Origin of the sequence: Nocardia grenadensis, from assembly GCF_050942415.1 — a bacterium.
Classification (GTDB): domain Bacteria; phylum Actinomycetota; class Actinomycetes; order Mycobacteriales; family Mycobacteriaceae; genus Nocardia; species Nocardia grenadensis.
In genome coordinates, this window is the sequence record NZ_CP192054.1 from 4,816,570 (window position 1) to 4,842,492 (window position 25,923).

Genomic DNA, 25,923 nt, shown 5'->3' on the forward strand with positions numbered 1-25,923 from the left:
GGTGGAGCCGGGCGTCGATTCGGCTCCACCCGGCGGTCGCAGTGTCCTGGCAGCCGACCGGTAGTACGGCGCCGAGCCGATGCTCGGCGTGCGGGTAGGTGCGGTAGCGGCCCACACGCTCGGCGTCCGACGCAGCCGGCTTACCTATATCGAACCGGAGTATCGGCTGGTCGTTACCCTCGGAACCGAGTCACAGATTTGATGGTTTCGAAACCGGTGAATCCGACCGACCGCCGTTAAGGTTGAGGGCGACCTACCCACTTCAGGGAGATGGCGATCATGGCAAATTCGGTCATGGACGACTACGTCAGTCAACTGCGCGTCGCGCTACACCAGCTCCGCGATTGGCCCTACCCCGATCAGATCGATCACGCGCTCTTTCGGGCATTCATGAAAACCCCGCACGATGTGGGCGGGGAACCCGATGCGCCGGCTGTTTTCGAAGAGAAGGAAGAGGAGGTCTGGGAGCTCAATACGTTCATCACCTGCGAGGTGCTGGGCTGGCGGGGCATCTGGACTTCCGAGGAACGCCGCCGGCTGGGAAATGTCGATGTCGGGCGTACGCAATATCTCGGATTTCCGTATTACGGCCGCTGGGTGCTGGCCGTCGCTCGTTGCCTCATCGACAAACGGCATATCACGCTGCGTGAACTGCTCGAACGAACCCAGGAGGTCCGGGAGCGCAGCGCGGGCAGCTCCGGCCCGTTGACGGCCGCGCCCCGTGGCACCGGAGACGGTACCGAGGTGGCCCGGAATATTCATCACCGTGACGCGGTCGGTCACGGCGATCCCCAATGTTTCGCCGGGCAGGCGGAAACTCCCCGGTTCGGAGTCGGCGACCGGGTACTGGTGCGTGACCTTCCGACCATCTTCTACACCCGCACCCAGGAGTATCTGCGCGGTAAACCGGGGACGGTCGTCAAAGTGTCGTACGAGAGCCCGATACCGGAAGACGAGGCGTTCGACCGCGAGGACCGGCGCCCCGAATGGTTCTACATCGTGCGCTTCGATATGACAGATCTGTGGGATCCGTATCGAGGATCCCCCGGCGACACGTTGCAGGCGGAAATATCGGAGCCCTGGCTCCAGGCGATCTCGTAGACCGGGTTACACCTCAGTGGGAGGAACACGATGAGCGGGATATCGAACGAAGGCGAGGACACCGAAGCACCCCGGCACGCGGCGCCGATGGTGGAGGAGGTCACCGATTTCGAGGTGCTCGAGGTCGCGCTACGCGAACTCGCGATCGAGAAGGGACTGTTCACCGCCGAGGACCACCGCCGGTACACCGAGTATTTCGAGCAGTTGGGTCCGGCGCCGGGTGCCCGGTTCGTCGCCAAGGCGTGGTCCGACCCCGACTTCAAGCAGCTCGCCTTGGACGACGCCATCACCGCATGCCATGAGGTCGGCATCGATTGGCTGAAACCGACCGGCTTCGGAACCCCCAGCGATTTCACCGCGCTGCACGTCCTCGAGGACACACCGACGCTGCATCACGTGGTCTGCTGCAGCCTGTGCTCCTGCTACCCCCGTCCGCTGCTCGGGAATTCGCCCGAGTGGTACCGGACCCCGAACTACCGCCGCCGGCTCGTCCGCTGGCCGCGTCAGGTTCTCGCCGAATTCGGCCTCTACCTCACCGAAGATGTCGAGATCCGCGTCGAGGACTCCAATTCCAAGCATCGGTTCATGGTCCTACCGGTACGCCCGGACGGCACGCAGGGATGGAGCGAGGAGGAGCTCACCCAGATCGTGACACGTGACTGTTTGATCGGCGTCGCCCTGCCCAAGCCGGGACGCACCGCGGACGTGGAACGCCCCCTACACACCGCGGTGCACCCGGCGCAGAACTACTGACGGACCGGAGGACAACAGATGCCAGTGAGCGAGGACATCACGCGGGTCAGAGTGCCGCTGTTGGAGGAGATGATCGCCCGGGGGCAGGTGTGGTCACGAATGGCCGACAAGTACGGCGTCGAAAACCCGTCGCCACCGTGGAAATCGAGTCTGGACGGAATATGCGACGCCCTCGACCGCGAAGGGGCGGCACTGCCGCTGCTCACCCGGCGTGACGAGGAGGACCGTCTCACCGAGGAGGTGTATCCGGCGCTGCCGTTCCCGGAGAATCAGCTCGTCGCGCTGGCGCATTCGTTGATCGCCAGAGGAGTCATCGACGAAGCCGAGTTGGCCGGCCATATCGAGGAGGTCCGGGCCAGGCTCGAAGCGGGGGGATGAATCGGTCGTCGGTGCGTGTGGAAGAACGCGTCTCCGGTGCGGCGACGGTGTCACCGCACCGGAAGACACCGATCAGGCGTGGGCACGCAACGCGTCGATGAACCACTCCCAGGCCGGAACGCGAGGTTCCCGCCGCGGCCAGTCGTTGAGTACTGCCAGCAGCTCCCAGTACCGCTCGACCCGGCGGTCGGTGAATACCTCGGTCCGATCGGCCAATCGCCGGCGTGCCGCCGCGGGCAGAGCGGCGTCGATGATCTGTTCCAGTACCTCTTTGCCGCGGACAGATCCGGGTGTCACGCCTTCATCGAGCGCGCGCCCGGCGTACTCGGACACACGATCCGGATCGATGTCGCTCTCCGGCCCGGTCTCGCCGGTGGCGCCGACCACCGCCATCTGCCGGCAACGGGCCTGGAAGTCGGTGTCGGTCACCAGTTCGGCCAATTCGATCCAGGCGTTCACCTGCTCCGGGCTCGGGTCGTCGGGGAGTTCAGGGGGCAGCATGCGCATCCCGTGCGCGATATTCGCGCCCGGCGCGTCGCCCGCTATCCCGTCGAACATGGCGTTGACGAAGTCGTCGATCAACCGTTGCCGTTCGGCGGCGGACAGTTCGGCCATCTTGTGCATAATTCTCATCTCCTCGGTCGAGCTTCCTCGATGAGCGACCGAACGCAGGACCGCGCGCCGGATCCGCAGGGTGCGGATCTCGGCGTCCAAGGCGCGGGCGTGTGATGCGGCGACCTCGGCCACGGTGGCCTGTCGTCGCAACACCTTCTGCACAGTCGGCAGGTCCAGGCCCAGCTCACGGAGCGTGCGCACCAGATCGAGCCGGGCCACCGCTTCGGTGTCGTAGAGCCGGTAGCCGGACGGCGACCGATCGGTCGCCGGTACGACTCCGGAGTCCGACCAGAACCGGATGGTCCGCACCGAGAGTCCAGTGCGGCGCGCCAACTCACCGATGGTGAACAGTCCCTCGTAGTCACTCACGGGAATCAGCCTGAACCTTCCAGTAGATGGAGAGTCAACAGGTATTTCGCCCGTATCACATGTCGGCAGGATCCGGCCGCCCCGATGCCGTCCGATGATGTTCGCCGGCGGCCTCCGCGATCGCGATGATCCGGTCCCGCAACTCCGCCGGGGCGAGGATATCGACCTCGGCGCCGAAACCCACCAGCACGGCCGCGGCCCCTTCCACACTGCGCACCGGCAGCCGGTACACATCCGGCTCGCCGGGGACGGGATCGGGGTCACCGAGCGCGGCGTCACCGCCAGGGACCGCAACACCAGCGATAGTCGCGGCCGGTGCACGCGCAGCACGATCTCGGTGGCGGGCGCTGCACGGAAGTCGTCGCGCATCTGCCGCCACACCCGGTGCAGATCGAGGTCCGGCGGCCGGCGGCCGGGTTCACCGAGCCGGCGCACGGCGCTGATCCGGGACACCCGGTAGCTGCGCGGCCTGCCCCGATGGGCGGCGACGAGATACCAGGTCGTGCCGACAACCGGCGCCGACCCACGCCCGCTCCCCGCCCGAGCCGATATCGACACGAACCGGCCCGGTGAGGACTACTTGAAACGGTCGAGCGCCGCCCTCGACCGGTGGGCCGACGACACACTGCTGACCCGCACACTCATCGCGCCCTGGGGCGAGGCCCCCGGTGGACTCGCCGTCGGCGGATACCTCATGGAAACCGTCGCGCACGGCTGGGACCTGGCCGTATCCATCGGACAGCCCGCGGAAGCCGACCCGGCACTGGTGGCCAAGGCGCAGGCCATCGCCGACCGGGCGTTGAGCGACGCGTTCCGCGGTCCCGGGTCACCGTTCGGTATTCGCGTCGAGCCGCCCGCCGAGGCCGGACCGACGGAGCGACTGGCCGCCTTCCTCGGCCGCAGCCGGCCCGAGAGCCGCTGACGGTTTCCGCGCGCCCGTCGCACCGCGTCGCAGATCGGGCCGGTGCGGTGGGCAGGCCGCCCTACAGGCCGAGGACCATTTCGAATTCGCGCCGGTCTCCCGAATGCCGGTCCGTCAACCCGTGGCGCGAGTACAGCCGTTCGAGCGCGGGACAGCTGGTTGGCAAGACCTCAGTGGTCGCCGGAGGAGCCGGCGGGGTCGGTCCGGCCACCGCCGTTCGACCGGCGGGCTTGGGCGTACGTGTTCGTCACGGCCGGCGCGTGGCCGAACCGGAGGCCGCCGTCGAGGATGTACGGGCCCGGCGAACGCAGGTGTCCGGGCATGGTCGTCGGGCTCGCCCGCGGTTTACTCGCACGGGCGGAGTCTGGCATTCGGCAGCGGTGGCGCCGGTAGTGGCGGCTTTTGGTGGGGTGGGGACTCGCCGAACAGAGCAGGCTTTCCGCCATCCCTCGGGTCGGCGGGTTCGAAACCGAGCTCGGCCTGGTAGCGGCGCCGGTACTCGACAATCTCCTGGTGATCGCGTCCGACGAAGTTCCACCACATCACGATCTGCTCCCGCAGCGGGACGCCTCCCAGGAGGATGACGCGGGCTCCGGTGTCGCCCGCGGTGATGACCAAGGTGTCGGATCCGGGCGGTATGCAGGCGAGTGATCGATGGTCGACGGCGGCCGAGTTCACCGTGACCTCGGCGCTCACGGCGAGGACGGCGTGTTCGAAGTCGGCCCGCACGGCGAGTTGTGTCGAGGCGCCGGGCTCGAGTACCAGCTCGGCACCGAACAGGTCCGGGGTTCGCGTGTCGAGGGGAGCTCGATCCGAGCAGCGCTCCGATGAACACACGTGCCGTGACGCCGGGGCGTGTCACCGATTCCGGCGCATAGTGCGCGAACGCGTTCTCGCTGAACCTCGTCGCGTCCGGCAGCGCGTACCAGAGCTGCACGCCGTGCAGGGCGCCGGAATCGCCGGATACACCGGCATCAAATACTGGCGATACTCCGAACCGGCATGCAACGCGCGCCGGCAATGTGAGGATGGGGGCATCGAGCCGACGAGGGAGGAACCATGGGGAAGTTGGACGGAAAAGTCGCTGTCGTCACCGGCGGCGCACGCGGGCAGGGCCGCTCGCACGCCGTGACGCTGGCCACGGCGGGCGCCGATATCGTGCTGTGCGATATCGCCGCGCCCATCGCGAGCGTGCCCTACGCACTCGGTTCGGAAGACGACCTCGCCGATACGGTGAAACTGGTCCGCGACACCGGCCGCCGCTGTATACCCGTCACCGCCGACGTTCGTGATCAGGAACAGCTCTACGCCGTCGCCGACCGCGCCATCGACGAATTCGGCCGTATCGACATCCTCGTGGCCAACGCGGGCATCGCATCCAACGCTCTGATCGCCGAAATGCCCGAACAGACCTGGCAGGACATGATCGATGTCAACCTGACCGGCGTCTACCACAGCTTCCGCGCCGTCGTCCCACATATGATCGAGCGCGGCGCGGGCCGCATCGTCGCCACCGCCTCCATCGTCGCCCGCATGGGCGCCCGCAGATCCGGCCACTACGCCGCCGCGAAATGGGGTGTGGTCGGCCTGGTGAAATCACTGGCCGAGGAGGTCGCGGAACACGGCATCACCGTGAACGCGGTCCTCCCCTCGGGCGTACAGACCGACATGATCATGAACCCCGCCACCTACCGCGAACTGATGCCCGACCACGAGAACCCCACCCGCGAGGACGCCATGGCGATGTTCGAGGCCGGGGGCGGGTTGATCCAGCCCGAAGAGGTCTCCGAGTTGATCCTGCTACTCGTCTCCGACTCCGGCGGCCGCTACAACGGCGAAGCGCTGACAATCTCAGGCGGCCTGAGCACCCACACGGTCTGAGCGGATCTATTCGGATCCACTGGATTGGCGAACCGCGGCAGAGACCTTCGAGTCCGGACCGACAGGATGAAGTATTGCGCCGCCGTGACCCCGGTGATGGCCGGGCCGTGATCGTGCACCTCACCGAGGCGGCCGACACAATGAAATCGTCCAGGTGTCGCGACGCTCACTGGGACTATCGGGAGTTCTTCGCCACCCCTGTTATCGCCGGTGGCCATATCGGGTACACATTCGTAGCCGGACCGCCTGTCACCGGTGATCTGGTTCCGACGGTCACGGCCTTCGGCCCGGATCAGGCCGAGGTGGGGCGGACCCGCGCCACAGTTCCCGGCGCCCTGAGACGACGGGAGATCGTTTTCAGTCCCCGCGCATCCGGGCGATGAAGGCGTCCCAGTCCGCAGGCGCGAAGTCCAGCGCCGGACCGACCGGGTTCTTGGAATCCCGGACACCTACCCGTCCTGATCCCAACCATGCGACTTCCACGCAGTCGCCACCACCCCCGCTGTACGACGACTTGAACCACTGCACACCCGATAATTCGCCCATTACTGGTCGTATCTCCTTGCGATTCCTCTTATTCGATCTCGTGAAGTCACCTCATCGAGCGCCGCGGACCGGAGCGTTTCGTACAGTGAGCGAAACCGCATCACATCATCGGCGTCCTCGAAAGTCATGGAGCCGATGGCACCCTCAGAGTGGACCACAGCCGGTTCGCTATCCGGGAAGTCGAGCACGATGAAAGGCTGGACGACATCACCGGTCGGTAGCCCGGCGGCGAAAGGCAGTATTCGCAAAGTGACGTTGTCGTGGGTGCTCGTATCGGCGATTGCCCGGCACTGAGCTGCCATGATTCGCTTCGAACCAACCACCGTGTGCAGCACGTTCTCATGCAGCAAGTACTCCATCCCAGTCTTCGACCGCCGCTGCGCGAGCCGTCGCTGACGCTGCATCCGCACCTCTACCCGGCTGTCTATCTGCTGCTCGCGGTCGTCCGGCGCGTAGGCGCGGTAGATAGCTCTGGCATAGTCGGCCGTTTGAAGAAGGCCAGGAATCACAAGCGGTTGGAAGAACCGCAAATCGGTGGCATAGGCCTCCAGCTCGAGATAGGAACTGAATCCCTCGTGCATAAAATGTCGATAGTTCTGCCACCAGACCTTCGTATTCGATTCCGCGGCAATGGCCATCAGATACTGGGTGCGATCGTCCGGCAGATCGAAGTAACGGCAGAGGTATTCGACTTCCCGAACCTTGATCCGCTCGTACTGCCCCAGTTCGATCCGGCTCAATGTCGCCCGGCTGAACTCGGTCTCCCGAGCCACCTGTTCGAGCGTCGAACCGCGTGCGTGGCGCGCGTCGCGCAACGCTCTCCCCAGTTGCCGCCGCGGCAGTGTGGTGCCGCTGAGATCCGCCTTGCTCGGCATCGTGCCTCCCCTGTTTCTCAACGAATCGCCCGGCGTTTCTCAGTTCGAGAACAATCGTAGGCAGGTACCGGGAAACGTGCTGCGACTTCCGATCGATCCCGTGACGGCCTCCCGTCGACCCACGCCGAGTCTGTGACCTGCAGCAACATAGTCGCATGTCCGAGAGATACGGAAGACGTTGTCGCAAAGACGCTTTCCCGGCGGGCTCCGGCGCCGCCGGTGCACCCGCGCCGACGCGCCACACCGAATGCGAAGGCCGGGTGGCGGCCTGGCGACTCGATGGCGGGGCGATCCGGATTCTGGAGGTGCGCGACACTTCGGGCGTGAGCATGCCGCTGCCCGCCGACACCTGCACCGACCTCGCGGATATGCGCGAGCGGTTCCCCGAATACGCCCTGCTGTGGGATACGATCCGCCACGAGTTCTGGGCGCATACCGTCGCGCGGGGACTGCTCGGATGACCGCAATCCGCTACCCCGACGACGAGTCGGTCGCCGAGATCACCGCGCATTTCCTGCCGGTCGTACCCGCCGGATCGCTGCCCGTACTGTTCGGATTCCGATTCGACGGCGAGACGATCCACGCCGAATGCGCCGAGGTCGATCCGAGCCGGGGCGTCACGGATCCGAATCCGATCCATGTGGCGGCCGCCCGAGTGCGTGCCGTCCTCGGCCCCGGCATGTTCGGATTCGGTTTCGTCTTCCTCGTTTTCGCCGATCAACTGGATTCCCGCGATGCCGCACGGCACATCCCGGCACCTGTCCGTACCGCCGCGGCGCGACTGCCCGCCGGGCCGGATATGCTCGCGGCCGCCACCATCGATGCCGCCGGTCGCCAGTGGTGGGCAGTCCGCCCCCACCAGTGCGCCGCCGACCCGGTACTCCTGCGGTACCCCGCAGTCGCACCACCGGATTGGCGCCTACCCGAATCCATCGACGCGTCCCTGTGGACCGCCGCACTCGCTCTCGACGCCGCCAACCATCCGCATCTACTGAGGCTGCGGATCACGAACCCGCGCGAACGGACCGGACTGTGAGTGCCACCCGTGTCCGCCCGCACCGAAGCCCGTGCTCACCAGGCGTCGGCGTGCTCCTCCGCCAACCGGCGCCAGCCCAGATCCAGCCAGCTGCCGAAATGGCGGGTGAACTCGGCCGGGGTGGCCGGGCGCACCGTCACGTGGGTGCCGCGCTGTTCGATGTAGCGGCCGTCGCCGGTGATATCGTGCCATTCCAGCAATCGGAGCGGGTCGGCATTCGCATCGAATCGCCCCATTCGCAGCACCGCGCAACCGCCACCGTCGGCCTCTCTCCGGACCAGCCGCCGATACCGGTCCCGCGCGCGAGTGCGCTGCGGATTCTCGAACTGCTCCGGCCGGGAGTCCACATCGTCGGGATGGAAGGTCTCGGGTCCGGCTGTCCCGGGCGCGCACCCGGGCAACGTGGTCACCAGCCGGGCCGCCAGCTGCTCCGGCCGCAACAGTCGCACCTGAATCGACCCGAAGTCGTCGGCATTACCGGCCTGGCTCATCGTCACCGCATGGCTCTCGGTGCGCGCGCCCACGATCCGGTAGTTGCGCATATCGCCGCGTCCGGTGCTGCGTTTGTGCGCGACGGTGCCGCCGAAGATCGCGATATGCATTGTCGAGGTGCCCAGCGTATCCAGGGCCACCTGGATAGTGGCGCGCTCCTCCCGCGTATACCGCTCCCGCACCGCGAGACGATGCGCCCGGGCTTCATCGTTGAAGGCGAAACGGCTGGTGTAGCGCAGTGGGCTGGGGAACCGGTCGTAGGCGTCGCTGTACCACAGCGCCGCGAAATCATCCGGCTCCCACGTCCACTCGGACATCGATCATTCCTCTTTTTCGTTGCGGGACAACAGTTCCCGCGATGTATTGACGACGTTCCGGTACCGCACCGAACACCGCTCGGCCGGCTGACCGAGCGATTCGTACGGCGAAACTCTCGGCTTCTAGTCGGGGTTGCGTCCGATCACGCCACCGGCGATGGTGGGCGGGATATCACCCAGCAACTCCTCGGTGTTCTCCTGATTGATCAGGTAATCGGGTGTCGAACGCTTCGACTCGTCATCCTGACCACCACGTCCCGCACCGGCGCCACCCATCGGCATACCCGTCATCCCACGGTTGGCCGCCGCGTTCGCCGCGGCGGCGGACGCCGCGGCCGGGACGCCGGCGGCGGTATTCGGTGCGCCCTGGACGGTCCGACCGGGCGTCGGCGACTCGGGAGTACCGGGGGAACCGGGACCCCCCGGAGGTGCGCCGCCCGGCGAGCCGGGACTTGTGGTCACACCGGACGGGGTTGTGCCCGCAGGGACAGTGGGGGTGGTGCCGGTGGGGGTTGCGGTGGACGCGGGGGCGGTGGCGGTATCGCCGGGGTCCGTGGTGGTATCGCCGGGGTCGGTGGCGGTCGACTCCGGCGTCTCCTCACCGGGGGCTTCGCCCGGCGTCTCGGCCTCCGGCGTCCCCGGCGTCTCGCCGGCAGGCGTCTCCCCTGCCGTACCGGTGGGGCTCTCCGAGGTGGTAGCGCCGGGGTTCCCGGTATCGGTGTCGTATCCGCCGGGTGGCAGGGCGGGGATATCGGTTGTGGAGGTGGGACCGACAGGGACCGGAATCACCGGGATCTGGGTATCGAGTTCCCCGAACCGGCCGACGTAATGGGTTTGCATCGCCACCCTGGCCGCCTCGGTACGCCGACCGATCTCGCTGTCGTTGAACGTTTCGTTCAACCAACCCTTGAATCCATCGGTGGTCAGAGGGTCACCGATGGCGTTCTTGGTTTCGACGATGGCGGTAGCAGCATTGCGTACTCCAGCGGACAGCGCTTCGAGCGCCGATGTCGCCGGGCGAGCGTACTGGTCGATGTAGTCCTGGATGGCCTGCTTGGATTGTTCGGCGGCCGGGCCGGACCAGGACTGCGCCAGCGAGGCTCGAGTGGAACGTATGAACGTCTCGACACCCTGCTCCCACAGCTGACGCATCTGCCAGTACCGCTCCGCCTGGTCGATCGCATCTTGGACGAGAAGCGGACTGAATGCCGCTTTGATCTCGGAGTGTTCCCATTCATTAGTGTGCTCGCCACCACCCAGGATGGTCGGGTTTTCGTAATCAGGAGTGTTGCTCATCGTGTCGATCCGCCCGGAAGAATGTACGGTCCGAGGGTCGGCGCCACGGGCGGCCGATCAGGAAGGGTCTCACTCAAGGAATTAAAGGCGGCGGCCCATTCACTATCAGCCTGCATCATCTGGTCGCGCATGATCCGGAAAACATTCTGTATATCTTCGACGATCCGATAGTGCTGCTCCATGATTTCGTAGACGCCATTGCCATCTGGGGCACCCCTGCCCTTCACCTTGTACCGACCGACCATCGCACGTGCAGATGTCAAGCGGTCGTTGGCTTCTCCCAGGCCCCACACGTCTTGTCGGGATATGTCGTCCGCGATTGTTTCTATATTGGTGATCAGCAGCTTGAAAGTTTCGCAATCGCGGTCCAGGTAGATGAAGTCCTCCGGAGTCATTCGGACAGTGATCTGGCCTTCGGATGCCGCAGCAAGCATATTGGCCATCGGCCGCGGCGCTGGATTATCACTCACTAACTTCACCCTCCCGTGGAGCAGTAGTGGAATGTGCGTGCTATGCCCCAGCAGGGATGGACGGCGCGACTATTTCAGCCAGAGCCCGGGCAAGCACACAGGTGTCTGTCTGCCCGCTCTTACTCCGCGAGGGTGGGTTCGTCAGCCCGAATTCCAGGCTGCCGCCTTTCATCTCCACGTTGACGTGACAGGATTCTTCCGGGCGATGTTCCAGCTGCCGCGTCGACAGGGCCGGGCGACCACCGGCCGTGAACTCGGTGGCATCGGCAAAGTTTTTACTTCGCACGAGCTCCACGGTGAGATTCGTTGTCCGGATGCTGACCCCATAGCCGTCCGGTTGTGCCCACAAGCATCCGACCCATTTCGCTCCGCTCGACCTCTCCGACTTATCCGGATTCTTGCTCCGTAGTCCCTCCGAGTCGAGAACATCCTGCGGAATGTCGGTGCAGGGGTCGAACCCTGCCGGAATCTGCGCGGCGAGAGTCGGCCCGGCCGGAACTTCAGGACTGGCAGCCCCTTCTGTCGAGGAGTCACACCCTGCCAGCACGAAGACGGCCCCGCACACCAGTGCGGTCAGTCGCTTCCGATTGCCCCTGGCCACCATCCGACCTCCACCGCCGATACCATCAGTCGTCCGACCCTTGGGGAGGACCGGCGTCTCCGCCCCCTGCTGCCGGCTCGTCCAGACGTTACCGGCGCTAAAAACTCGACGCAACCGCCAAGCCTCCCGGACCTGCACGCATAGTCAACGCGCCGGCGAATTCGTCCCCCTGCTCACCAACCCACGTCGAGCGGCGACCAAATCCTCTGCGCGCCTGGGAAAACGCGATGTTCTCCACTCTGCTTCTTGTCTGCGGACTGTCGAGTGCCCTACGTCGAATACCACTCCCACCGGGGCCTACTCTTCCGGCTTGGCACCGTACGACGCCTCTCAGGAGAATGCCGGGTGGCCCATGTCGATCTGACCGCTGCACGGTGGCGGGAACTGTCCGACGAATCGGCGTCGCGGGTAGCGCGTGCCACAGCCCGCGGGAACAGCGCAGAGCTGGTCGGTGTCCGCCGCCACGAGTACGCGGGCCGGCAACAGCGAGTTGCGTTGTTCGACCGGGCGGGTTTGCGGTTCTCGCTGGTACCGGGAGGTCGGGTGCGGCTCGGCTACGACGGGGGCAGATTCGTCCCGTCGCCACGCCAGGCGGCCGATTTCGCCGAGATCGCCGAGAGTACGGCCTGCCGGTGATTTTCATCCGCTCCGATGAACCCATAACCACCCGCGTCCGCCGGGCATCAGAGCGCCGCCAGCTCATAGGAGGTGCTCCGACCGCCCGCGTCCGACCGCAGCAATACTCCGCGGTCGACCAGTTCGTTGATATCGCGCAGGGCGGTGTCCTGAGAGCATTTGGTGATGATGGCCCATTTGCGGGTGGTGAGTTTGCCGTTGAACCCATCCAGGAGCCGGTTCAGCATCGTTATTTGGCGGTCGTTCAGCGGGAGCGACTGCTGGTGCCGCCAGAAACGGGACTTCAGCAGGACCTTGTCCACCGTCTCGTCCGAGTGGGCGATCGCACGCCGGAGCGCTTCGAGGAACCAGATCAGCCACTCCGTCACATCGAGCGAGCCCTTCTGGGTGCGTTCCAGGATCCGGTAGTACGCCGCACGGTCGCGCTGGATCTGCGCGGAGAGGCTGTAGAACCGCCGGGAACTATGGTCCGCACGCGCCAGCCACAGGTCGCCGAGGGCGCGCGCGACGCGGCCGTTTCCGTCGTGGAAGGGGTGCACGGTCACGATCCACAGATGCGCCAATCCGGCTTTGATTATCGCCGGTTCCGCGGTATCGGCATCGACCCAGTCCAGGAACTTTCGCATCTCGAGGTCCAGCCGCGTGGCCGGCGGCGCCTCGAAATGCACCCGCTGTCGACCGTAGCCACCGGAGACCACCTCCATCGGGCCGGCCTCATCGGCGCGCCAGGCACCGATGCCGATCCGGGTCCTACCGGAGTATCCGGTAGGGAAAAGGGCGGCTTGCCAGCCGAACAGACGTTCCGCGGTGACCGGCCGGTCGTCGTGCGCGGTGGCATCGAGCACCATTTCGACAACACCGTCGACATGCCGATCGGTCGGCGCAAGCGCACCGATATCCACTCCGAGGTGACGGGCGAGGGAAGAACGCACAGAGGCCACGTCCAATAACTCGCCTTCGATTTCGCTGGTCTTGACCACATCCTGGGTTAGCACGGCCAGGCTTGCCTCGTCCTGGATGGAGTCGGCTGTCTCGGCGAGCCGGCCCAGCAGACGACCCTGCTGATGTGCCACCTCGGCCAGCGGCGCAGCCAAGCGGGCGGCGTCGTATTCGAACACCGGCCAGCCGGCGCGCTGCCAGATGTACTTCCGGTACCCGGAGGTCATGCGGCGATACTACGGCCTATTCACCGCAGATTCTGCGGTGAATAGGCCTTCGATTCCCCGCACGGGCTTCGCCGCGCTGTCGACGAACGAGCACCCGCGAACCATCACTCCTATGGCACGGGCCGGGCCGCCCCAGCGCCGGACTCGACCCGACGCTGCCCCGCTCAGATCCCCAGCACCAGCTTCGCCGTGGTGAAGTAGATAATCAGCCCGGTCGCGTCGACCAGCGTCGTGACCATGGGCGCCGACACCACCGCCGGGTCGATCCGCAGCCGCTTGGCCAGCAGCGGCATGGTCCCGCCGATGGTGGCGGCCCAGGCACAGATGAGCACCAGCGTGACCCCGACGACCAACGCGACCCGGGGGCCCACGAACAATCCGCCGATGATCACGCCGACCACGGCGAGCATCGTCCCGAGCACCAACCCCACCCGGCACTCCCGCCAGATGACCTTGAACAGGTCGCCGCCGCGTACCTCGCCGACCGCGACCGCACGCACACAGGCCGTGGCAGCCTGCGCACCGGCATTACCGCCCGCCCCGATGAGCAGCGGAATGAACAGCGCCAGCTGCGCGGCCTGTTCGAGGGTGGCTTCGAAGAACCCGGTCACACTTACCGTCAGCGTGGCCGCCACCAGCAGCAGCATCAGCCACAGCGCGCGGTAGCGGGCGAGCTGGAACACCCCGGCGGCCATGTAGTGGCCTTCCCAGGGCGCCGAACCGGCCTGTTTGGCGACATCCTCGCTGTCCGCGGCCTCGATGACCTCGACGGCGTCGTCGATGGTGAGCAGCCCGACCAGCCGGTCCTCGCTGTCGACGACGGGCAGGTTGATGTCGTTAGTCTCGCGCATGAGGCGTGCGGCCTTCTCCGCCGAATCGGTGGCGCGGACGAAGGCGGGTTCGGTGACGACGAGGTCGGCGACCATGGTGTCGGGGCCGGTGAGTACGAGTTCACGCAGTTCCACGATGCCCTGGAGGCGGCGGCCCGCGTCGACCACGGGGAGGGTGTAGACCGTTTCGGCGTTGCCGCCCTTGAGCCGGACCGTGCGCAGGGCGTCGGCCACGGTGAGGGTGCCGGGGATCGCGACGACCTCGGGCGACATGTACCGGCCGACCGAACCCTCGGGGTAGCCGAGCAGCGCGGCGGTCATCCGGCGTTCGCGAGGGCTCAGCCCGGCGAGGGCTTTCTTCGCCACCTTGGCCGGCGCTTCGCGCAGCATGCGGGCGCGGTCGTCGGGTGCCATGCCCTCGACGAGTTCGCGGAAGCTCTGATCCCGCAGACCCTGCAGGATCTGCTGCTGATCGACGGGTTCGAGTTCCTCGAACACCGCGAGTGCCAGATCCTTGTCCAGCAATCGGAACGCGACCCCGGCCTCGACGGCATTCATCCGTGCGAGTTCGTCGGCGATGACGTGCGGCGGATGGTTGTCCAGCCAGTGCAGCGCGGCATCGACGCGGTGGCTCTCGACCACGTCCTGGAGGGATTCCGACAGCGTCGTCGGCACTTCGATGAGATCGATCTGCGACATGAGAAGTCCTCGGCACAGCAGTGAGTTGCGAGTGATTTCGAAGGAAAGTCACACCGCGAGGCGCCGAGCCGGGCCGCTCCGCCGACAGTTACTGCTGGCGGAAGCGCGGGCGGACGGCGCCGCGCGGCCTTCGACTGGGAGGTTCGCTGCGCATTGCAACACCACCTCCTCTTAGGTCGCCGCCGCGCGCGTGGGTACACGCCCGATCCGGATAACTGTCTATGAATGCGAACGCATTCTTGATCAGAATACATCCTGACCATGGGAAGCCCGCATCGAAAGGTTCGTCACACGGCGTTTCACACTTCCGGGCGTGTCCGCGCGCCACGGAGTTGCTCGGGATTGTCGAGAAACAGGCTTATCCGGGTCACCGCGGCGGAGATCCTACCGCTGGGCACCGGTGACTCCACCCGGATATCGGTCGGTTCGCGCAGCGTCACATCGATGGTGGTGCCATCCGGTCCGGCGAGGAACAGGCGGTCGCCGTCCAGTGCTGTCCCGGTGTGGTTGTAGCGCCGGTGTTCGGTGACGGCCGCGATCCGGTCGAATGCGATGGTCGCGATCTCGCGGCCGCCGCGGCGCAGCACCAGCGCCCGATCGGTGGCGTAGTGCGGGTAGGCGATATCCGCGACGAACACCGCGAACAGCAGCAATAGTGACCACAGCGACAGCACGCCCAGCGAAATACTCAGCCACGCCCACGGAATCAGGAGGTGGAGCACCGCCATCTCCAGCAGGGTCGCCGCCAGAAAGGCCAGGGGCATCGCCAGCGCGCCCCGCGTGCCGGGCAACGGTTCACGTTCCCGGCCGTCGCAATCGGTGCGACGGCGCAACCACAACCAGACCCCGAGGTAGGCCCGGCCCTGGTTCCGCAGGAACCTGGATGGGCGCCCGGTCACGGTCGAACGTCCGTGCCGGTGAGCAGTTCGATCGCCCGCAGTACCGCGCGGCGCTGGGCCGGATCGGGCACGAGTGCCACCAGCGACAGATCGGGGCCGCTCGCGTCGCTGGACGCGGTCGAAGCCGCCAGCGATTCGAAGTCGGCAGCGCGCAGCCCGGCGGCGAGCTCGTATGCCACCCGTTCGATCAACTCCCCGGACCGCTCCACCGCCCGGCCGCTCAACTGCTCCCAGCCCCGCAGCATCCGCCGGTAGCTCTCCCGTGCCGAGGTATCGGAGAACGCGCGCGCGAACCACGTGAACATCTCCTCCGGAGTGTCGCCGGAGATGGCGATGATCTCCAGGAGATCGCGCTCCCGGTCGAGTGCCGCGCGTTCCAGATCGTCGGCCTGGTCCCGGGCAGCGTCGAGCACGTCGGCGAGCTCTGCGGGTAGCGCGGTGAGCGTGCGGCCGGCGTCGACGGCGGCCAGCATTCGGCCGAGCCCTTCCTTCTTACGGACTAGCTGGGCGACGCGGTGGGAGATCTCGTCGTGCAGGGCCGCCAGATCCGCGCGGAGATCATCGGTATCCGATGTCCCGCGCTCGGTCTCGAACACCGCGGCCACCGCACCCAGCGGCAACCCGTTGTCGGCGAGCCAGCGGATACGCATGAGTCGCGCCAGCTCCGCCAGTCCGTAGTCGCGATAGCCGCCGTCGGGGCGGACCGGTTCGGGCAGCAGGCCCAGCCGGTGATAGTGGCGGACGGCGCGGGGAGTCGTTCCGGCGGCGGTGGCTATCTCGCTGATTCTCACACCATCAGCTTCGGGTGTGACGCTACGTCGCAGTCAAGTACTGGGGCCTGGAATCGGACACACCGGGCCCGCCGGCGTCCGGCTCCGGTTCGTCCTATGCCGTACGGGGCTGCGAGCTCGGTCACACTCTCGTCACCGTGCCCCGTCCGATGCCTCGCCGGGTTCGTATGGCCATGGGGGGGCGGCGGTTTCGGAGCCGGGGACGGGGGTCAGGAATCGTCCATCGGGGCGATCGGTTGTATAGATCTCGTGTGGTCCCTGCCGGTCGTCGAATTCGCCGATTTCATGCCGGGCAATCGACAGTGCGCCCAGCTTGGAATCGACCATGATTCCATCGGGGCCGACCTGCGCGACCACGCCCGTGTGATTGATCACGCCGCGGCCGGCTTCCTCGCCGTCTCCTGGTGCCGCCCGATAGACGACGACATCCCCCGGGGTAGCGGAACTTTCGTCGGTCACCCGGCGAAACCCGTTGTCGGCCAAAATGTCGTCGACTTTCGCGCCGGGAAGCCAGCCGGCTGCACCGTCACGGCTGAATGTATAGCCGTGGCAATTGAAGTGTGGATTGATCTTGCCCCGTGGTTCGAAGTGGTCCAGTTGCTGACCGAGGTCTCGCTCCAGGTAGAACAGCCCTTTCAGACCCTCTGGCGTTCGGTAGTACCAGGGCCCTTCGGGTGCCAGGTGCGAGATCGTTTCCCAGGTGCGCGGCGGGATTCTGGTGCCCCTGTCGGTCTCGTACGTGCGTAGCTCTTTCGATCCTGGTGTCACCCAGCCTGCGCGTTCGATATGGGAGTCGATGATGGTCTGCCCTCGCCCGGCGTCCGGTTTGCCGATGTGCGAGCCATCCAGCGGCGCCGAGTTCTCGCCGATGTCATCGGCTCGGCGGCTTCCGGGCACACTGCCGAGAAGAGGACTTCTGTCGACAGCGAACGTCAGCGTCAGATGACTTTTCCGCTCGACATCGGCCAGCAGTCCTTCGAGCTTCAATGCCCCCGCTCTGACGTCACTTACCTTGTCTTTGAAATCACCCGACCAGCCCGTGAAAGCTTTCAGGAGGCGGCTTTTGACCTCGGTGATACCTTCGGGACCGGTCATCGGGCGCACGGAGAACTCCCTGTGTCGCTGGTGTTCCGTCTATCGACAGCAATGTCGCACAAGACTGCCGTGGCTGTCACCTTCGGCAGAGGTGACGCAACGGTGGCCGATGGCGTCCACGGCGTGACCAGGCCGACCGCCCGGGCCCGATCGACGGATTTCGTCGGCCCGTTCGCCACGGGGAGCAGTCCTCAGACAGGCGGTACCACCCGTGGAATGCGACTCGGGCAGGGGGCGCCCGTACCGGGCAGCCGCACTCGGGTGCGGGCGTGCGGTGGCGGCACCAGCAATTCGGCGCGGTCAGCGTACAAACGTTGCCCACCCGCCCAGGGCTTGCCAGAGTGGAGACCGAGATATCTCGCGGTGGCCCCGGGCCCGACATCTGAGGAGAGTGCTGTGCGCTTCGGAATCTTCATCCCGCAGGGGTGGCGTCTCGACCTGGTAGGTCTCGAACCCGCTACCCACTGGGAGGTGATGCGGGGTCTGGCTGCCCGCGCCGATGCGCACCCGGTATGGGAGTCGCTGTGGGTGTACGACCATTTCCACACCGTTCCGGAGCCCAGCGAGGAAGCCACCCACGAGGCCTGGACCCTCATGTCCGCCTTCGCCGCCACCACCACCCGGGTGCGGCTGGGGCAGATGTGTACGGCGATCAGTTACCGTAACCCGGCCTACCTGGCCAAGGTCGCGGCGACGGTGGACCTCATCTCCGGCGGCCGCACCGAAATGGGTATCGGCGGTGGCTGGTACGAACACGAATGGCGTGCCTACGGATACGGTTTCCCCACCGCCGGGGAGCGGCTCGGCCGGCTCGACGAAGGGGTGCAGATCTTCCGTCAGGCCTGGCAGACCGGCACCGCCACCCTCGACGGCCGCTACTACCAGGCGGACGGTGCGATCGTGCGCCCGCTACCCGCCCAGGAGGGCGGCCCGCCGCTGTGGATCGCGGGCGGCGGCGAGAAGAAAACCCTGCGTATCGCCGCGAAGTACGCGAACTACACCAACTTCGCCGGTAACAGCCCCGACGAGTTCACCCACAAATCGGAGATCCTGCGCGCGCATTGCGCCGAGGTCGGCACCGACTTCGACGCCATCGTGCGCAGCGCCAACTTCAATGTCGCCATCGGCGCCACCGAGGCCGAGGTCGAACAGCGAAAAGCCGAGCACGTCGCCCGGATCGCCCCGGTCCTGGGCGAGGAGAAGGCCCGCGCCTATGTCGACAACCTGAACAATGGCAGCGCGGCGGCCGGCACCCCGGAGCAGATCGTGGAGAAACTGTCCGCCGTCCGCGATCGCGGGCTGGGCTACGCCATCTTCAACTTCCCCGAAGCGGCCTACGACACCAGCGGTATCGAACTCTTCGAACGCGAAGTCCTCCCGGCGCTTTCCTGACTTCGGGCAGAGGTGGTCCCGGCACTCCGAGTCCGACAAATACGCCGTGGACCACCGCGCGATATCGGAGCCGTATCAGACGCTCGGAATGGTACGTGCGGACTGGATGTCTTCGATTCTCCCCAGGACTCCACCGATCGCGCTCTCGTCGAAGCCGAGGTCGTCGAGGGCCGCACGCACCTGTTCAGGGGACAGGGAATCCACCGCTTCCAGTACGTCCGAATCGAAGTCGGCGCCGCGGTGGGTGTCCGCGAAGTCGGAGTCGATCCCGAACGATATCGCGTCATCGCGACGGGGGTCCCGGGCCTGTGGAAAGGCGTACCCGTGGTCGAATAGAACCAGGTCACCGTTCTGGTCGCGCCGGTAATTGTGGGCCAACCCATCCGGCATACCGATGATGTAGTGCAGGACGGCCGCCTGTTGCTGCTGCTTCGCGTCGAAGGCGTGCCAGGACTCCTCATCGGGTCGCAGTTTGCGGTATTCCTGCACGGAGCCAGGGCCATGCGGCCCCCGCTCGATCAGCCCGGTGGGGGGTACGAGGTCGAACCCCAGCAACCGGTTGATGCGATACGCCGCGACCTCCCGCTTCGCCAGTTCACCCGGCACGTGCCGAATCCAGCTGATCCCTTCGAAGGTTTCCTCGGCCGCTGGCTTGTAGACCACCAATTCGTCGGCGCTGTCCCGCATGATGTGCACACCGTTGTTGCCCGGCGGCAGCGACGCGGTCAACTCGTCTTCGGATCTCAACCGCCGGGAACTCATCGCCTGCTCCTCCGGCGTCGGCCGATACGACCGCGACAGTTCCGGCCGCCCCGAAGCGGGATCCCGTGAATGTTCGATCCGGTCTCCACCGAGCAGGCCGACGGATGCCTCTTCTGCGTTGCCGGCGGCTGCAGGACCGGTCCGGATCGTCCCGTTGAAGTCCTGCCGCCGACCAATATCCCGCTCGGTGAATCTCATCAAAGCGCCGGTGATCCGTTCCACCACTTCCGACATGCGGTGCCACTGTGCGCCCATTGATCACCAGGGCCGGCCTGTATCCTGCACGAGGACTACAGCATGCAGCTCACGCAGCCCTCGACCTCGGTGCCCTCCAGCGCCATCTGCCGCAGGCGGATGTAGTAGAGGGTTTTGATGCCCTTGCGCCAAGCGTAGATCTGGGCTTTGTTCAGGTCGCGGGTGGTGGCGGTGTCCTTGAAGAAGAGGGTCAGCGACAGGCCCTGGTCCACGTGCTGGGTGGCCGCGGCGTAGGTGTCGATGATCTTCTCGTAGCCGATCTCGTACGCGTCCTGGTAGTAGTCCAGGTTCTCGTTGGTCATGTACGGGGCCGGATAGTAGACGCGGCCGATCTTGCCTTCCTTGCGGATCTCGATCTTCGACGCCACCGGGTGGATGGAGCTGGTGGAGTGATTGATGTAGGAGATCGACCCGGTCGGCGGGACGGCCTGCAGGTTCTGGTTGTAGAGGCCGTGCTCCATGACCGCGGCCTTCAGCTCCCGCCAGTCGTCCCGGGTGGGGATACGGATACCGGCGTCGGCGAACAGCCGCGCGACCCGCTCGGTCTTCGGCTCCCATACCTGATCGGTGTACTTGTCGAAGTACTCACCCGAGGCGTACTTGGATTCGGGGAACCCGCCGAAGTACGTACCACGTTCCCGCGCAAGCATATTCGAGGCCCGCAGGGCGTGATAGACGACGGTGTAGAAGTAGATATCGGTGAAGTCCAGGCCCTCTTCGGACCCGTAGTGGATATGTTCGCGCGCCAGGTAGCCGTGCAGATTCATCTGACCGAGGCCGATGGCGTGCGAGGAGTTGTTGCCCTGTTCGATCGAGGGAACCGAGTTGATATGGGTCTGATCGGAGACGGCGGTCAGCGCCCGGATCGAGACCTCGATGGTGCGCGCGAAATCCGGGGAATCCATCGCCTTGGCGATATTGAGCGATCCCAGGTTGCAGGAGATGTCCTTGCCCACATGCGCGTAGGTGAGGTCGTCGTTGTAGATCGACGGGGTGGAGACCTGCAGGATCTCCGAGCACAGGTTCGAGTGGGTGATCTTGCCGGCGATCGGGTTGGCCCGGTTCACCGTGTCCTCGAACATGATGTAGGGGTAGCCGGATTCGAACTGCAGCTCGGCGATGGTCTGGAAGAACTCACGCGCCTTGATCTTGGACTTGCGGATCCGCTTGTCGTCGACCATCTCGTAGTACTTCTCGGTGACATCGACATCGGCGAACGGCTTGCCATAGATCCGTTCCACGTCGTAGGGCGAGAACAGGTACATGTCCTCGTTCTTCTTGGCCAGTTCGAAGGTGATGTCGGGGATCACCACGCCCAGCGACAACGTTTTGATGCGAATCTTCTCGTCCGCGTTCTCCCGCTTGGTGTCGAGGAACCGGTAGATATCGGGGTGGTGGGCGTGCAGGTACACCGCGCCCGCACCCTGGCGCGCACCGAGCTGGTTGGCGTAGGAGAAGGAGTCCTCGAGCAGTTTCATGATCGGGATGACGCCCGAGGACTGGTTCTCGATCTTCTTGATCGGGGCACCGTGTTCACGGATATTACTGAGCAGCAGCGCGACCCCACCGCCGCGCTTGGACAGCTGCAGCGCGGAATTGATGGAGCGCCCGATGGACTCCATATTGTCCTCTATGCGAAGGAGGAAACAACTAACGGGCTCACCGCGCTGCTTTTTCCCCGAGTTCAGGAAGGTCGGGGTGGCCGGCTGGAACCGGCCGTCGATGATCTCCTCGACGAGTTTGCCCGCGAGCACCTCGTCACCGGCGGCCAGGGTCAGCGCCACCATGCACACCCGGTCCTCGAAACGCTCCAGGTAGCGCTTCCCGTCGAAGGTCTTGAGGGTGTAAGAGGTGTAGTACTTGAACGCGCCCAGGAAGGTCGGGAACCGGAACTTCTTGGCGTAGGCCTGCTGGAACAGCTTCTTGACGAAGGCCCGGCCGTACTGCTCGAGCACCTCGGACTCGTAGTAGTTCTCCTCGACGAGGTAGTCGAGCTTCTCGTCGAGGTTGTGGAAGAAGACGGTGTTCTGGTTGACGTGCTGCCGGAAGTACTGGTGCGCGGCCTCGCGATCCTTGTCGAACTGGATCTCGCCGTTCGGACCGTACAGGTTCAGCATCGCGTTGAGGGCGTGGTAGTCCAGGACCTCACCGGGCTCACCGGCACGCTGCGGGGGCTGCTCCAGACGGGCCGTCATACCTGCTGGTGCTGTCGTTGTTGGTGCCAAAACAATCCCAATCCCTCACGGACGCGGGCGACGTCCTCGGCGGTTCCCATGAGTTCGAAGCGGTACAGGTAGGGCACCCCGCATTTACGCGAGATGACATCACCTGCGAAGCAGAAGGTGTCGCCGAAGTTCGTATTCCCCGCCGCGATGACCCCGCGCAGCAGCGCGCGATTGTGCGGATCGTTGAGGAACTTGGCGACCTGGCGCGGGACGAATTCCTTGTCGGAACGTGTCGAACCGAATACGTGCCGACCGCCCCCGTAGGTGGGAACGATCAGCACGTAGGGTTCGTCGACCCGCAGCGAGTCGGTGGTGTGCAGGGGAATCCGGAGTGCCGGGATATCCAGCTTCTCGACGAATCGGTGGGTGTTCTCCGACGCACTGGAGAAGTAGACCAGCGTATGCGACTCGGACATCTCACCTCCCCTGTTGCCAAGACCCGGTCGGGTGCGCTGTTCGCTCGGACTATGTCCATCGCGCCTGAGCGCGGGTCCTTCGTGGTTACGCTGCGCTCCCGCCTCCGGGCCTGACGCACTCAGGCGGCTACGGTGGCCAGCGCCTTGATGCGGTCGGGCCGGAAACCGGACCAGTGTTCGTCACCGGAGACGACGACGGGGGCCTGCAGGTAGCCGAGGGCCATCACGTAGTCGCGCGCGTCGGCATCGGTGGAGATATCGACGACCTGGTATTCCACCCCGGCCTTGTCGAGGGCCTTGTAGGTGGCGTTGCACTGCACGCAAGCGGGCTTGGTGTACACGGTGATCATTCGAGTCCCTCTCTCCTGTGCCTATGTGCGGTGTTCGCGGTCCTTCGTGGTGACGGTCCGCCGCCCTCCGGGCCGAGCTCACCGCATACCTGATCCAGCCGGTGACCCGTCTGTGTTGTGCGGTGTGTCGGCACGATCGGATGATCTGCGCAAACTCCGAGGACCGACCCTGAAACGCCACGTCCGGGCCGGTTCCACCCGGTGTCGGCGGGCCGATCGCGCCGCCGCCTCCAGGCATCGATGACACTACACCTAGTGGCCGACAGAAAGAAACAACACGAGATGTTGCGAGTCACAACCATGTGATTTCACCGCTGTAAGCCGCAGGACAGCAACTCGACACGCCGTATTCGCCGTGGTCCAGATCACAAATCATCCGGGCCAGTTCTCTTTCAGCAAACGCAGGAGGTTACGCCTGTAACACCAGTCGCTCCGGGCCCCAGCAGGCCCTCGGGTCCCGCAGGAAACCGACCGACCGGAAACGCGAGGGTCGCTCCGCCATCGGACGGAGCGACCCTCGCGATGCGCGGAGATCAGGCGGAGACGAGCTCCCCGCTGGCGGCGGTGACCAGAACCTGCATCGACTCGGCCAGCTCGCGCTGCACCTCGGCATCCTCACGCGGATGGCCGGCGGCGAAGCGCTCACCCCATGTGGCGTAGTGCAGATGCGCTTCCTCGACGATCTTCCCGCCGGCGATGCCCACGGACTTGACCGCGTCGGCGTGCGCCCACCGGGCGGCATTGGGGCTGATCGAACCGCTGAGCACGGCCACCGGCTTGCCGCCGATCGCGCCCGCACCGTAGGGCCGGGACAGCCAATCGATCGCATTCTTCAGCACCGCCGGCAGGGTGCCGTTATATTCCGGGGTGACCAACAGCAGACCGTCGCTCGCCGCGACCGCATCGCGCAGCGCCTGGGCAGCGGCCGGTACCGAACCCGCGATATCGATATCCTCGTTGTAGAAGGGGATATCACCGATACCTTCGTAGATCGAGACCTCGGCGCCCGCGGGCGCGGTGGAGGCCGCCGCCTCGGCGATCCGCCGGCTGACCGAGGCGCCACGAAGGCTGCCTACGAGGGCGACGATACGGGTCTGGCTCATGTTCACTCCTGCGGTACTAGTTGTGTGACGATCGCACTGCCCAGGTTAACCGGACCGCGGTCCGCTACATTCCTCCGGAGGGACGCACAGCGCCGTGAACTACGACACACTCAGTCCGGATTCCGCCGGATCCGAAACCCCGGGTGGCCCGCGCCGAACCCCGGCGCCGGCCGAACCGCTCGCGCTACGGGGCCGGCCGCAAGGGGTGGGGCCCGAACTCCCCGGTACCGCCGAACCGGCCGAACGCGCCGATGCCGCGCGCAACCGGCGCCGGCTGCTCGACGCCGCACAGGAACTCGTCCGCGACCACGGCGTGGACGCCCTCACCATGGACGCGCTCGCCAAACGGGCCGGCGTCGGCAAGGGCACGGTGTTCCGGCGCTTCGGCAATCGGACCGGCCTGATGTACGCGCTGCTGGACCACTCCGAGACCCAGGCGCAGGAGGCGTTCATCTTCGGCCCGCCGCCGCTGGGGCCGGGCGCGCCACCGGTGGAGCGACTCGTCGCGTTCGGGCGGGCCCGGCTGCTGGACCTCGAGGTGGCGGGTGAACTGTATCGCGCGGCCGAACTCGGCTCCTCCGAGGACCATTTCAGCAGCCGGCCCTACCTCGTACTGAAAACCCATGTGGCGATGCTGCTGCGCGATGCGGGCGGCCCCGGCGATCCCGCACTGCTGGCCGACACCCTGCTGGCCGCGCTCGGCGCCGCGCTCGTACTGCACCAACTCCGCACACTCGGTTACACGCGCGAGCAGATCGGCGACAACTGGGAAGCCCTTGTTCGGCGCGTGGCCGTTTCCACCGAGCAGTAGAGTGATCCGGCATGGGAAGCCTGCGTGAACAGATCATCTCCGAACTGGGTGTGCTGCCGAACATCGAGCCGAAGGACGAGGTTCGGCGCCGCGTCGATTTCCTGAAGGACTATCTGCGCGCCACACCGGCAAAAGGTTTCGTGCTCGGCATCAGCGGGGGCCAGGACAGCGCCCTCGCCGGACGGCTGTGCCAGCTGGCCACCGAGGAACTGCGCGCCGAAGGCCACGAGGTCCGATTCGTCGCGGTGCGGCTACCCTACGGCGTGCAATCCGACGAAGCCGACGCCCGCGTCGCCATGACCTTCGTCGCGCCCGACGACTCGGTGGTGGTGAACGTCCGGCCGGGCGCCAATGCCGTGGCGGCAGAGGTCGCTTCGGCCCTCGAGGTCGGCAAACTACGAGATTTCGTACGCGGCAACATCAAGGCACGCGAGCGGATGGTGATCCAGTACGCCATCGCCGGTCAGGAGAATCTGCTGGTGATCGGTACCGATCACGCCGCCGAAGCAGTCACCGGATTCTTCACCAAATACGGCGACGGCGGCGTGGACGTGACCCCGCTGACCGGTCTGACCAAACGGCAGGGTGTCGCGCTGCTCGAGGAACTGGGCGCACCCGCGCGCCTGTCGTCCAAGGTGCCGACCGCGGATCTGGAGGACGACCGCCCGGCCCTGCCCGACGAGGAAGCGCTCGGCCTGCGCTACAGCGAGATCGACGACTACCTCGAGGGCAAGGAAGTCACCGACGAGGTCGCCAAGCGCATCGAGACCATCTACCGCACCACCCGGCACAAGCGCACGGTCCCGGTGACCCCGCTCGACGAATGGTGGCGCTGAGCGCG

At 65.9% G+C, this 25,923-nt stretch carries 30 protein-coding genes and 1 pseudogene; 11 read left to right on the forward strand and 20 right to left on the reverse strand.

Annotation, left to right across the window (positions count from 1 at the left end; all coding sequences use genetic code 11):
- The first annotated feature begins 279 nt into the window (after positions 1-279).
- From ACQPYS_RS22005 to ACQPYS_RS22015, 3 genes are read left to right on the forward strand one after another with little or no spacing between them, the layout of a single operon-like run.
- Positions 280-1,101 carry an SH3-like domain-containing protein gene (locus ACQPYS_RS22005; protein ID WP_433490669.1) on the forward strand — a complete coding sequence of 274 codons (822 nt, stop codon included), beginning with the start codon at positions 280-282 and terminating at the stop codon, positions 1,099-1,101.
- 30 nt (positions 1,102-1,131) lie between these two features.
- Positions 1,132-1,854, forward strand: coding sequence for a thiocyanate hydrolase subunit gamma (gene scnC / locus ACQPYS_RS22010; RefSeq protein WP_431939817.1), 723 nt, complete (start codon positions 1,132-1,134; stop codon positions 1,852-1,854).
- Positions 1,855-1,872: 18 nt separating this feature from the next.
- Positions 1,873-2,232: a thiocyanate hydrolase gene (locus tag ACQPYS_RS22015; RefSeq protein WP_431939818.1), complete on the forward strand. Its 360-nt coding sequence runs from the start codon at positions 1,873-1,875 to the stop codon at positions 2,230-2,232.
- A 72-nt stretch (positions 2,233-2,304) separates the two neighbouring features.
- Here ACQPYS_RS22015 and ACQPYS_RS22020 read toward each other — a convergent pair whose 3' ends face one another.
- The 3 genes and pseudogenes from ACQPYS_RS22020 to ACQPYS_RS22030 all read right to left on the reverse strand — a co-directional run.
- Positions 2,305-3,216: a MerR family transcriptional regulator gene (locus ACQPYS_RS22020; protein WP_433493101.1), complete on the reverse strand. Its 912-nt coding sequence runs from the start codon at positions 3,214-3,216 to the stop codon at positions 2,305-2,307.
- A 55-nt stretch (positions 3,217-3,271) separates the two neighbouring features.
- Complete coding sequence (locus ACQPYS_RS22025) at positions 3,272-3,595, reverse strand: WYL domain-containing protein (protein ID WP_433493102.1); 324 nt, start codon at positions 3,593-3,595, stop codon at positions 3,272-3,274.
- A pseudogene (locus tag ACQPYS_RS22030) lies at positions 3,565-3,774 on the reverse strand (WYL domain-containing protein); the annotation flags it as partial. The pseudogene ACQPYS_RS22030 and the gene ACQPYS_RS22025, both read right to left, overlap by 31 nt.
- Here ACQPYS_RS22030 and ACQPYS_RS22035 point away from each other — a divergent pair.
- Complete coding sequence (locus tag ACQPYS_RS22035; RefSeq protein ID WP_433490670.1) at positions 3,719-4,138, forward strand: TIGR03086 family metal-binding protein; 420 nt, start codon at positions 3,719-3,721, stop codon at positions 4,136-4,138. The pseudogene ACQPYS_RS22030 and the gene ACQPYS_RS22035 overlap by 56 nt on opposite strands.
- A gap of 345 nt (positions 4,139-4,483) precedes the next feature.
- Here the strand turns inward: ACQPYS_RS22035 and ACQPYS_RS22040 are convergent, their stop codons facing one another.
- Complete coding sequence (locus tag ACQPYS_RS22040) at positions 4,484-4,867, reverse strand: pirin-like C-terminal cupin domain-containing protein (protein WP_433490671.1); 384 nt, start codon at positions 4,865-4,867, stop codon at positions 4,484-4,486.
- A 330-nt stretch (positions 4,868-5,197) separates the two neighbouring features.
- Here ACQPYS_RS22040 and ACQPYS_RS22045 point away from each other — a divergent pair, with 330 nt between their 5' ends.
- Positions 5,198-6,019, forward strand: a complete 822-nt coding sequence (locus ACQPYS_RS22045; RefSeq protein WP_433490672.1) for a mycofactocin-coupled SDR family oxidoreductase — start codon at positions 5,198-5,200, stop codon at positions 6,017-6,019.
- A 357-nt stretch (positions 6,020-6,376) separates the two neighbouring features.
- On the opposite strand, the gene ACQPYS_RS22050 is transcribed toward ACQPYS_RS22045, so the two are convergent.
- Positions 6,377-6,565 carry a DUF397 domain-containing protein gene (locus ACQPYS_RS22050; RefSeq protein ID WP_063039802.1) on the reverse strand — a complete coding sequence of 63 codons (189 nt, stop codon included), beginning with the start codon at positions 6,563-6,565 and terminating at the stop codon, positions 6,377-6,379.
- A complete protein-coding gene (locus ACQPYS_RS22055; RefSeq protein ID WP_433490673.1) occupies positions 6,565-7,440 on the reverse strand; it encodes a helix-turn-helix domain-containing protein in 876 nt (291 codons plus the stop codon). Before ACQPYS_RS22055 ends, ACQPYS_RS22050 begins: the two co-directional genes overlap by 1 nt.
- A gap of 323 nt (positions 7,441-7,763) precedes the next feature.
- On the opposite strand from ACQPYS_RS22055, the gene ACQPYS_RS22060 reads away from it, so the two are divergent.
- Both ACQPYS_RS22060 and ACQPYS_RS22065 read left to right on the forward strand, forming a co-directional pair.
- Positions 7,764-7,901, forward strand: a complete 138-nt coding sequence (locus ACQPYS_RS22060) for a hypothetical protein (protein ID WP_433490674.1) — start codon at positions 7,764-7,766, stop codon at positions 7,899-7,901.
- Positions 7,898-8,476 carry a hypothetical protein gene (locus tag ACQPYS_RS22065; RefSeq protein ID WP_433490675.1) on the forward strand — a complete coding sequence of 193 codons (579 nt, stop codon included), beginning with the start codon at positions 7,898-7,900 and terminating at the stop codon, positions 8,474-8,476. The genes ACQPYS_RS22060 and ACQPYS_RS22065 overlap by 4 nt, the downstream gene beginning before the upstream one ends.
- 35 nt (positions 8,477-8,511) lie before the next feature.
- Here ACQPYS_RS22065 and ACQPYS_RS22070 read toward each other — a convergent pair whose 3' ends face one another.
- The 4 genes from ACQPYS_RS22070 to ACQPYS_RS22085 all read right to left on the reverse strand — a co-directional run bounded on the left by ACQPYS_RS22070 (position 8,512) and on the right by ACQPYS_RS22085 (position 11,655).
- Complete coding sequence (locus tag ACQPYS_RS22070; RefSeq protein WP_433490676.1) at positions 8,512-9,285, reverse strand: ESX secretion-associated protein EspG; 774 nt, start codon at positions 9,283-9,285, stop codon at positions 8,512-8,514.
- A 123-nt stretch (positions 9,286-9,408) separates the two neighbouring features.
- A complete protein-coding gene (locus tag ACQPYS_RS22075; protein WP_433490677.1) occupies positions 9,409-10,581 on the reverse strand; it encodes a WXG100 family type VII secretion target in 1,173 nt (390 codons plus the stop codon).
- Positions 10,578-11,051: a hypothetical protein gene (locus ACQPYS_RS22080; RefSeq protein WP_433490678.1), complete on the reverse strand. Its 474-nt coding sequence runs from the start codon at positions 11,049-11,051 to the stop codon at positions 10,578-10,580. The genes ACQPYS_RS22075 and ACQPYS_RS22080 overlap by 4 nt, the downstream gene beginning before the upstream one ends.
- 40 nt (positions 11,052-11,091) lie before the next feature.
- Positions 11,092-11,655, reverse strand: coding sequence for a DUF3558 domain-containing protein (locus tag ACQPYS_RS22085; protein ID WP_433490679.1), 564 nt, complete (start codon positions 11,653-11,655; stop codon positions 11,092-11,094).
- A gap of 342 nt (positions 11,656-11,997) precedes the next feature.
- Between ACQPYS_RS22085 and ACQPYS_RS22090 the strand changes: the two genes are divergently transcribed.
- The gene (locus ACQPYS_RS22090; protein ID WP_433490680.1) at positions 11,998-12,288 is read left to right on the forward strand and encodes a hypothetical protein; all 291 of its coding nucleotides are present in this window, start codon (positions 11,998-12,000) and stop codon (positions 12,286-12,288) included.
- A gap of 47 nt (positions 12,289-12,335) precedes the next feature.
- Here the strand turns inward: ACQPYS_RS22090 and ACQPYS_RS22095 are convergent, their stop codons facing one another.
- The 5 genes from ACQPYS_RS22095 to ACQPYS_RS22115 form a co-directional block, all read right to left on the reverse strand.
- On the reverse strand, positions 12,336-13,454 hold the full coding sequence (locus tag ACQPYS_RS22095; RefSeq protein ID WP_433490681.1) for a Fic family protein: 1,119 nt from the start codon (positions 13,452-13,454) through the stop codon (positions 12,336-12,338).
- A gap of 164 nt (positions 13,455-13,618) precedes the next feature.
- Positions 13,619-14,983: a magnesium transporter gene (mgtE, locus tag ACQPYS_RS22100; protein ID WP_431939830.1), complete on the reverse strand. Its 1,365-nt coding sequence runs from the start codon at positions 14,981-14,983 to the stop codon at positions 13,619-13,621.
- Positions 14,984-15,282: 299 nt separating this feature from the next.
- A complete protein-coding gene (locus ACQPYS_RS22105) occupies positions 15,283-15,882 on the reverse strand; it encodes a hypothetical protein (RefSeq protein ID WP_433490682.1) in 600 nt (199 codons plus the stop codon).
- The gene (locus tag ACQPYS_RS22110) at positions 15,879-16,673 is read right to left on the reverse strand and encodes a MerR family transcriptional regulator (protein ID WP_433490683.1); all 795 of its coding nucleotides are present in this window, start codon (positions 16,671-16,673) and stop codon (positions 15,879-15,881) included. The genes ACQPYS_RS22105 and ACQPYS_RS22110 overlap by 4 nt, the downstream gene beginning before the upstream one ends.
- Before the next feature lie 132 nt (positions 16,674-16,805).
- Positions 16,806-17,777: a hypothetical protein gene (locus ACQPYS_RS22115; protein ID WP_433490684.1), complete on the reverse strand. Its 972-nt coding sequence runs from the start codon at positions 17,775-17,777 to the stop codon at positions 16,806-16,808.
- Positions 17,778-18,164: 387 nt separating this feature from the next.
- On the opposite strand from ACQPYS_RS22115, the gene ACQPYS_RS22120 reads away from it, so the two are divergent.
- Positions 18,165-19,160, forward strand: coding sequence for an LLM class F420-dependent oxidoreductase (locus ACQPYS_RS22120; protein WP_433490685.1), 996 nt, complete (start codon positions 18,165-18,167; stop codon positions 19,158-19,160).
- Between the two features lie 75 nt (positions 19,161-19,235).
- Here ACQPYS_RS22120 and ACQPYS_RS22125 read toward each other — a convergent pair whose 3' ends face one another.
- The 5 genes from ACQPYS_RS22125 to ACQPYS_RS22145 all read right to left on the reverse strand — a co-directional run bounded on the left by ACQPYS_RS22125 (position 19,236) and on the right by ACQPYS_RS22145 (position 24,271).
- On the reverse strand, positions 19,236-19,922 hold the full coding sequence (locus tag ACQPYS_RS22125; RefSeq protein WP_433490686.1) for a hypothetical protein: 687 nt from the start codon (positions 19,920-19,922) through the stop codon (positions 19,236-19,238).
- A gap of 290 nt (positions 19,923-20,212) precedes the next feature.
- A complete protein-coding gene (gene nrdE, locus ACQPYS_RS22130) occupies positions 20,213-22,372 on the reverse strand; it encodes a class 1b ribonucleoside-diphosphate reductase subunit alpha (RefSeq protein ID WP_433490687.1) in 2,160 nt (719 codons plus the stop codon).
- On the reverse strand, positions 22,369-22,818 hold the full coding sequence (gene nrdI, locus ACQPYS_RS22135; RefSeq protein ID WP_063039775.1) for a class Ib ribonucleoside-diphosphate reductase assembly flavoprotein NrdI: 450 nt from the start codon (positions 22,816-22,818) through the stop codon (positions 22,369-22,371). Before nrdI ends, nrdE begins: the two co-directional genes overlap by 4 nt.
- Before the next feature lie 119 nt (positions 22,819-22,937).
- On the reverse strand, positions 22,938-23,168 hold the full coding sequence (gene nrdH / locus ACQPYS_RS22140) for a glutaredoxin-like protein NrdH (RefSeq protein WP_030521995.1): 231 nt from the start codon (positions 23,166-23,168) through the stop codon (positions 22,938-22,940).
- Positions 23,169-23,701: 533 nt separating this feature from the next.
- Positions 23,702-24,271 carry an NAD(P)H-dependent oxidoreductase gene (locus ACQPYS_RS22145; RefSeq protein ID WP_063039924.1) on the reverse strand — a complete coding sequence of 190 codons (570 nt, stop codon included), beginning with the start codon at positions 24,269-24,271 and terminating at the stop codon, positions 23,702-23,704.
- 205 nt (positions 24,272-24,476) lie between these two features.
- On the opposite strand from ACQPYS_RS22145, the gene ACQPYS_RS22150 reads away from it, so the two are divergent.
- Together ACQPYS_RS22150 and nadE are read left to right on the forward strand one after the other, a co-directional pair.
- Entirely contained in the window at positions 24,477-25,082 is a 606-nt protein-coding gene (locus tag ACQPYS_RS22150; RefSeq protein ID WP_063039922.1) for a TetR/AcrR family transcriptional regulator, read from the forward strand.
- Between the two features lie 11 nt (positions 25,083-25,093).
- Complete coding sequence (gene nadE, locus ACQPYS_RS22155; protein ID WP_433490688.1) at positions 25,094-25,918, forward strand: ammonia-dependent NAD(+) synthetase; 825 nt, start codon at positions 25,094-25,096, stop codon at positions 25,916-25,918.
- The last annotated feature ends 5 nt before the right edge of the window (positions 25,919-25,923 follow it).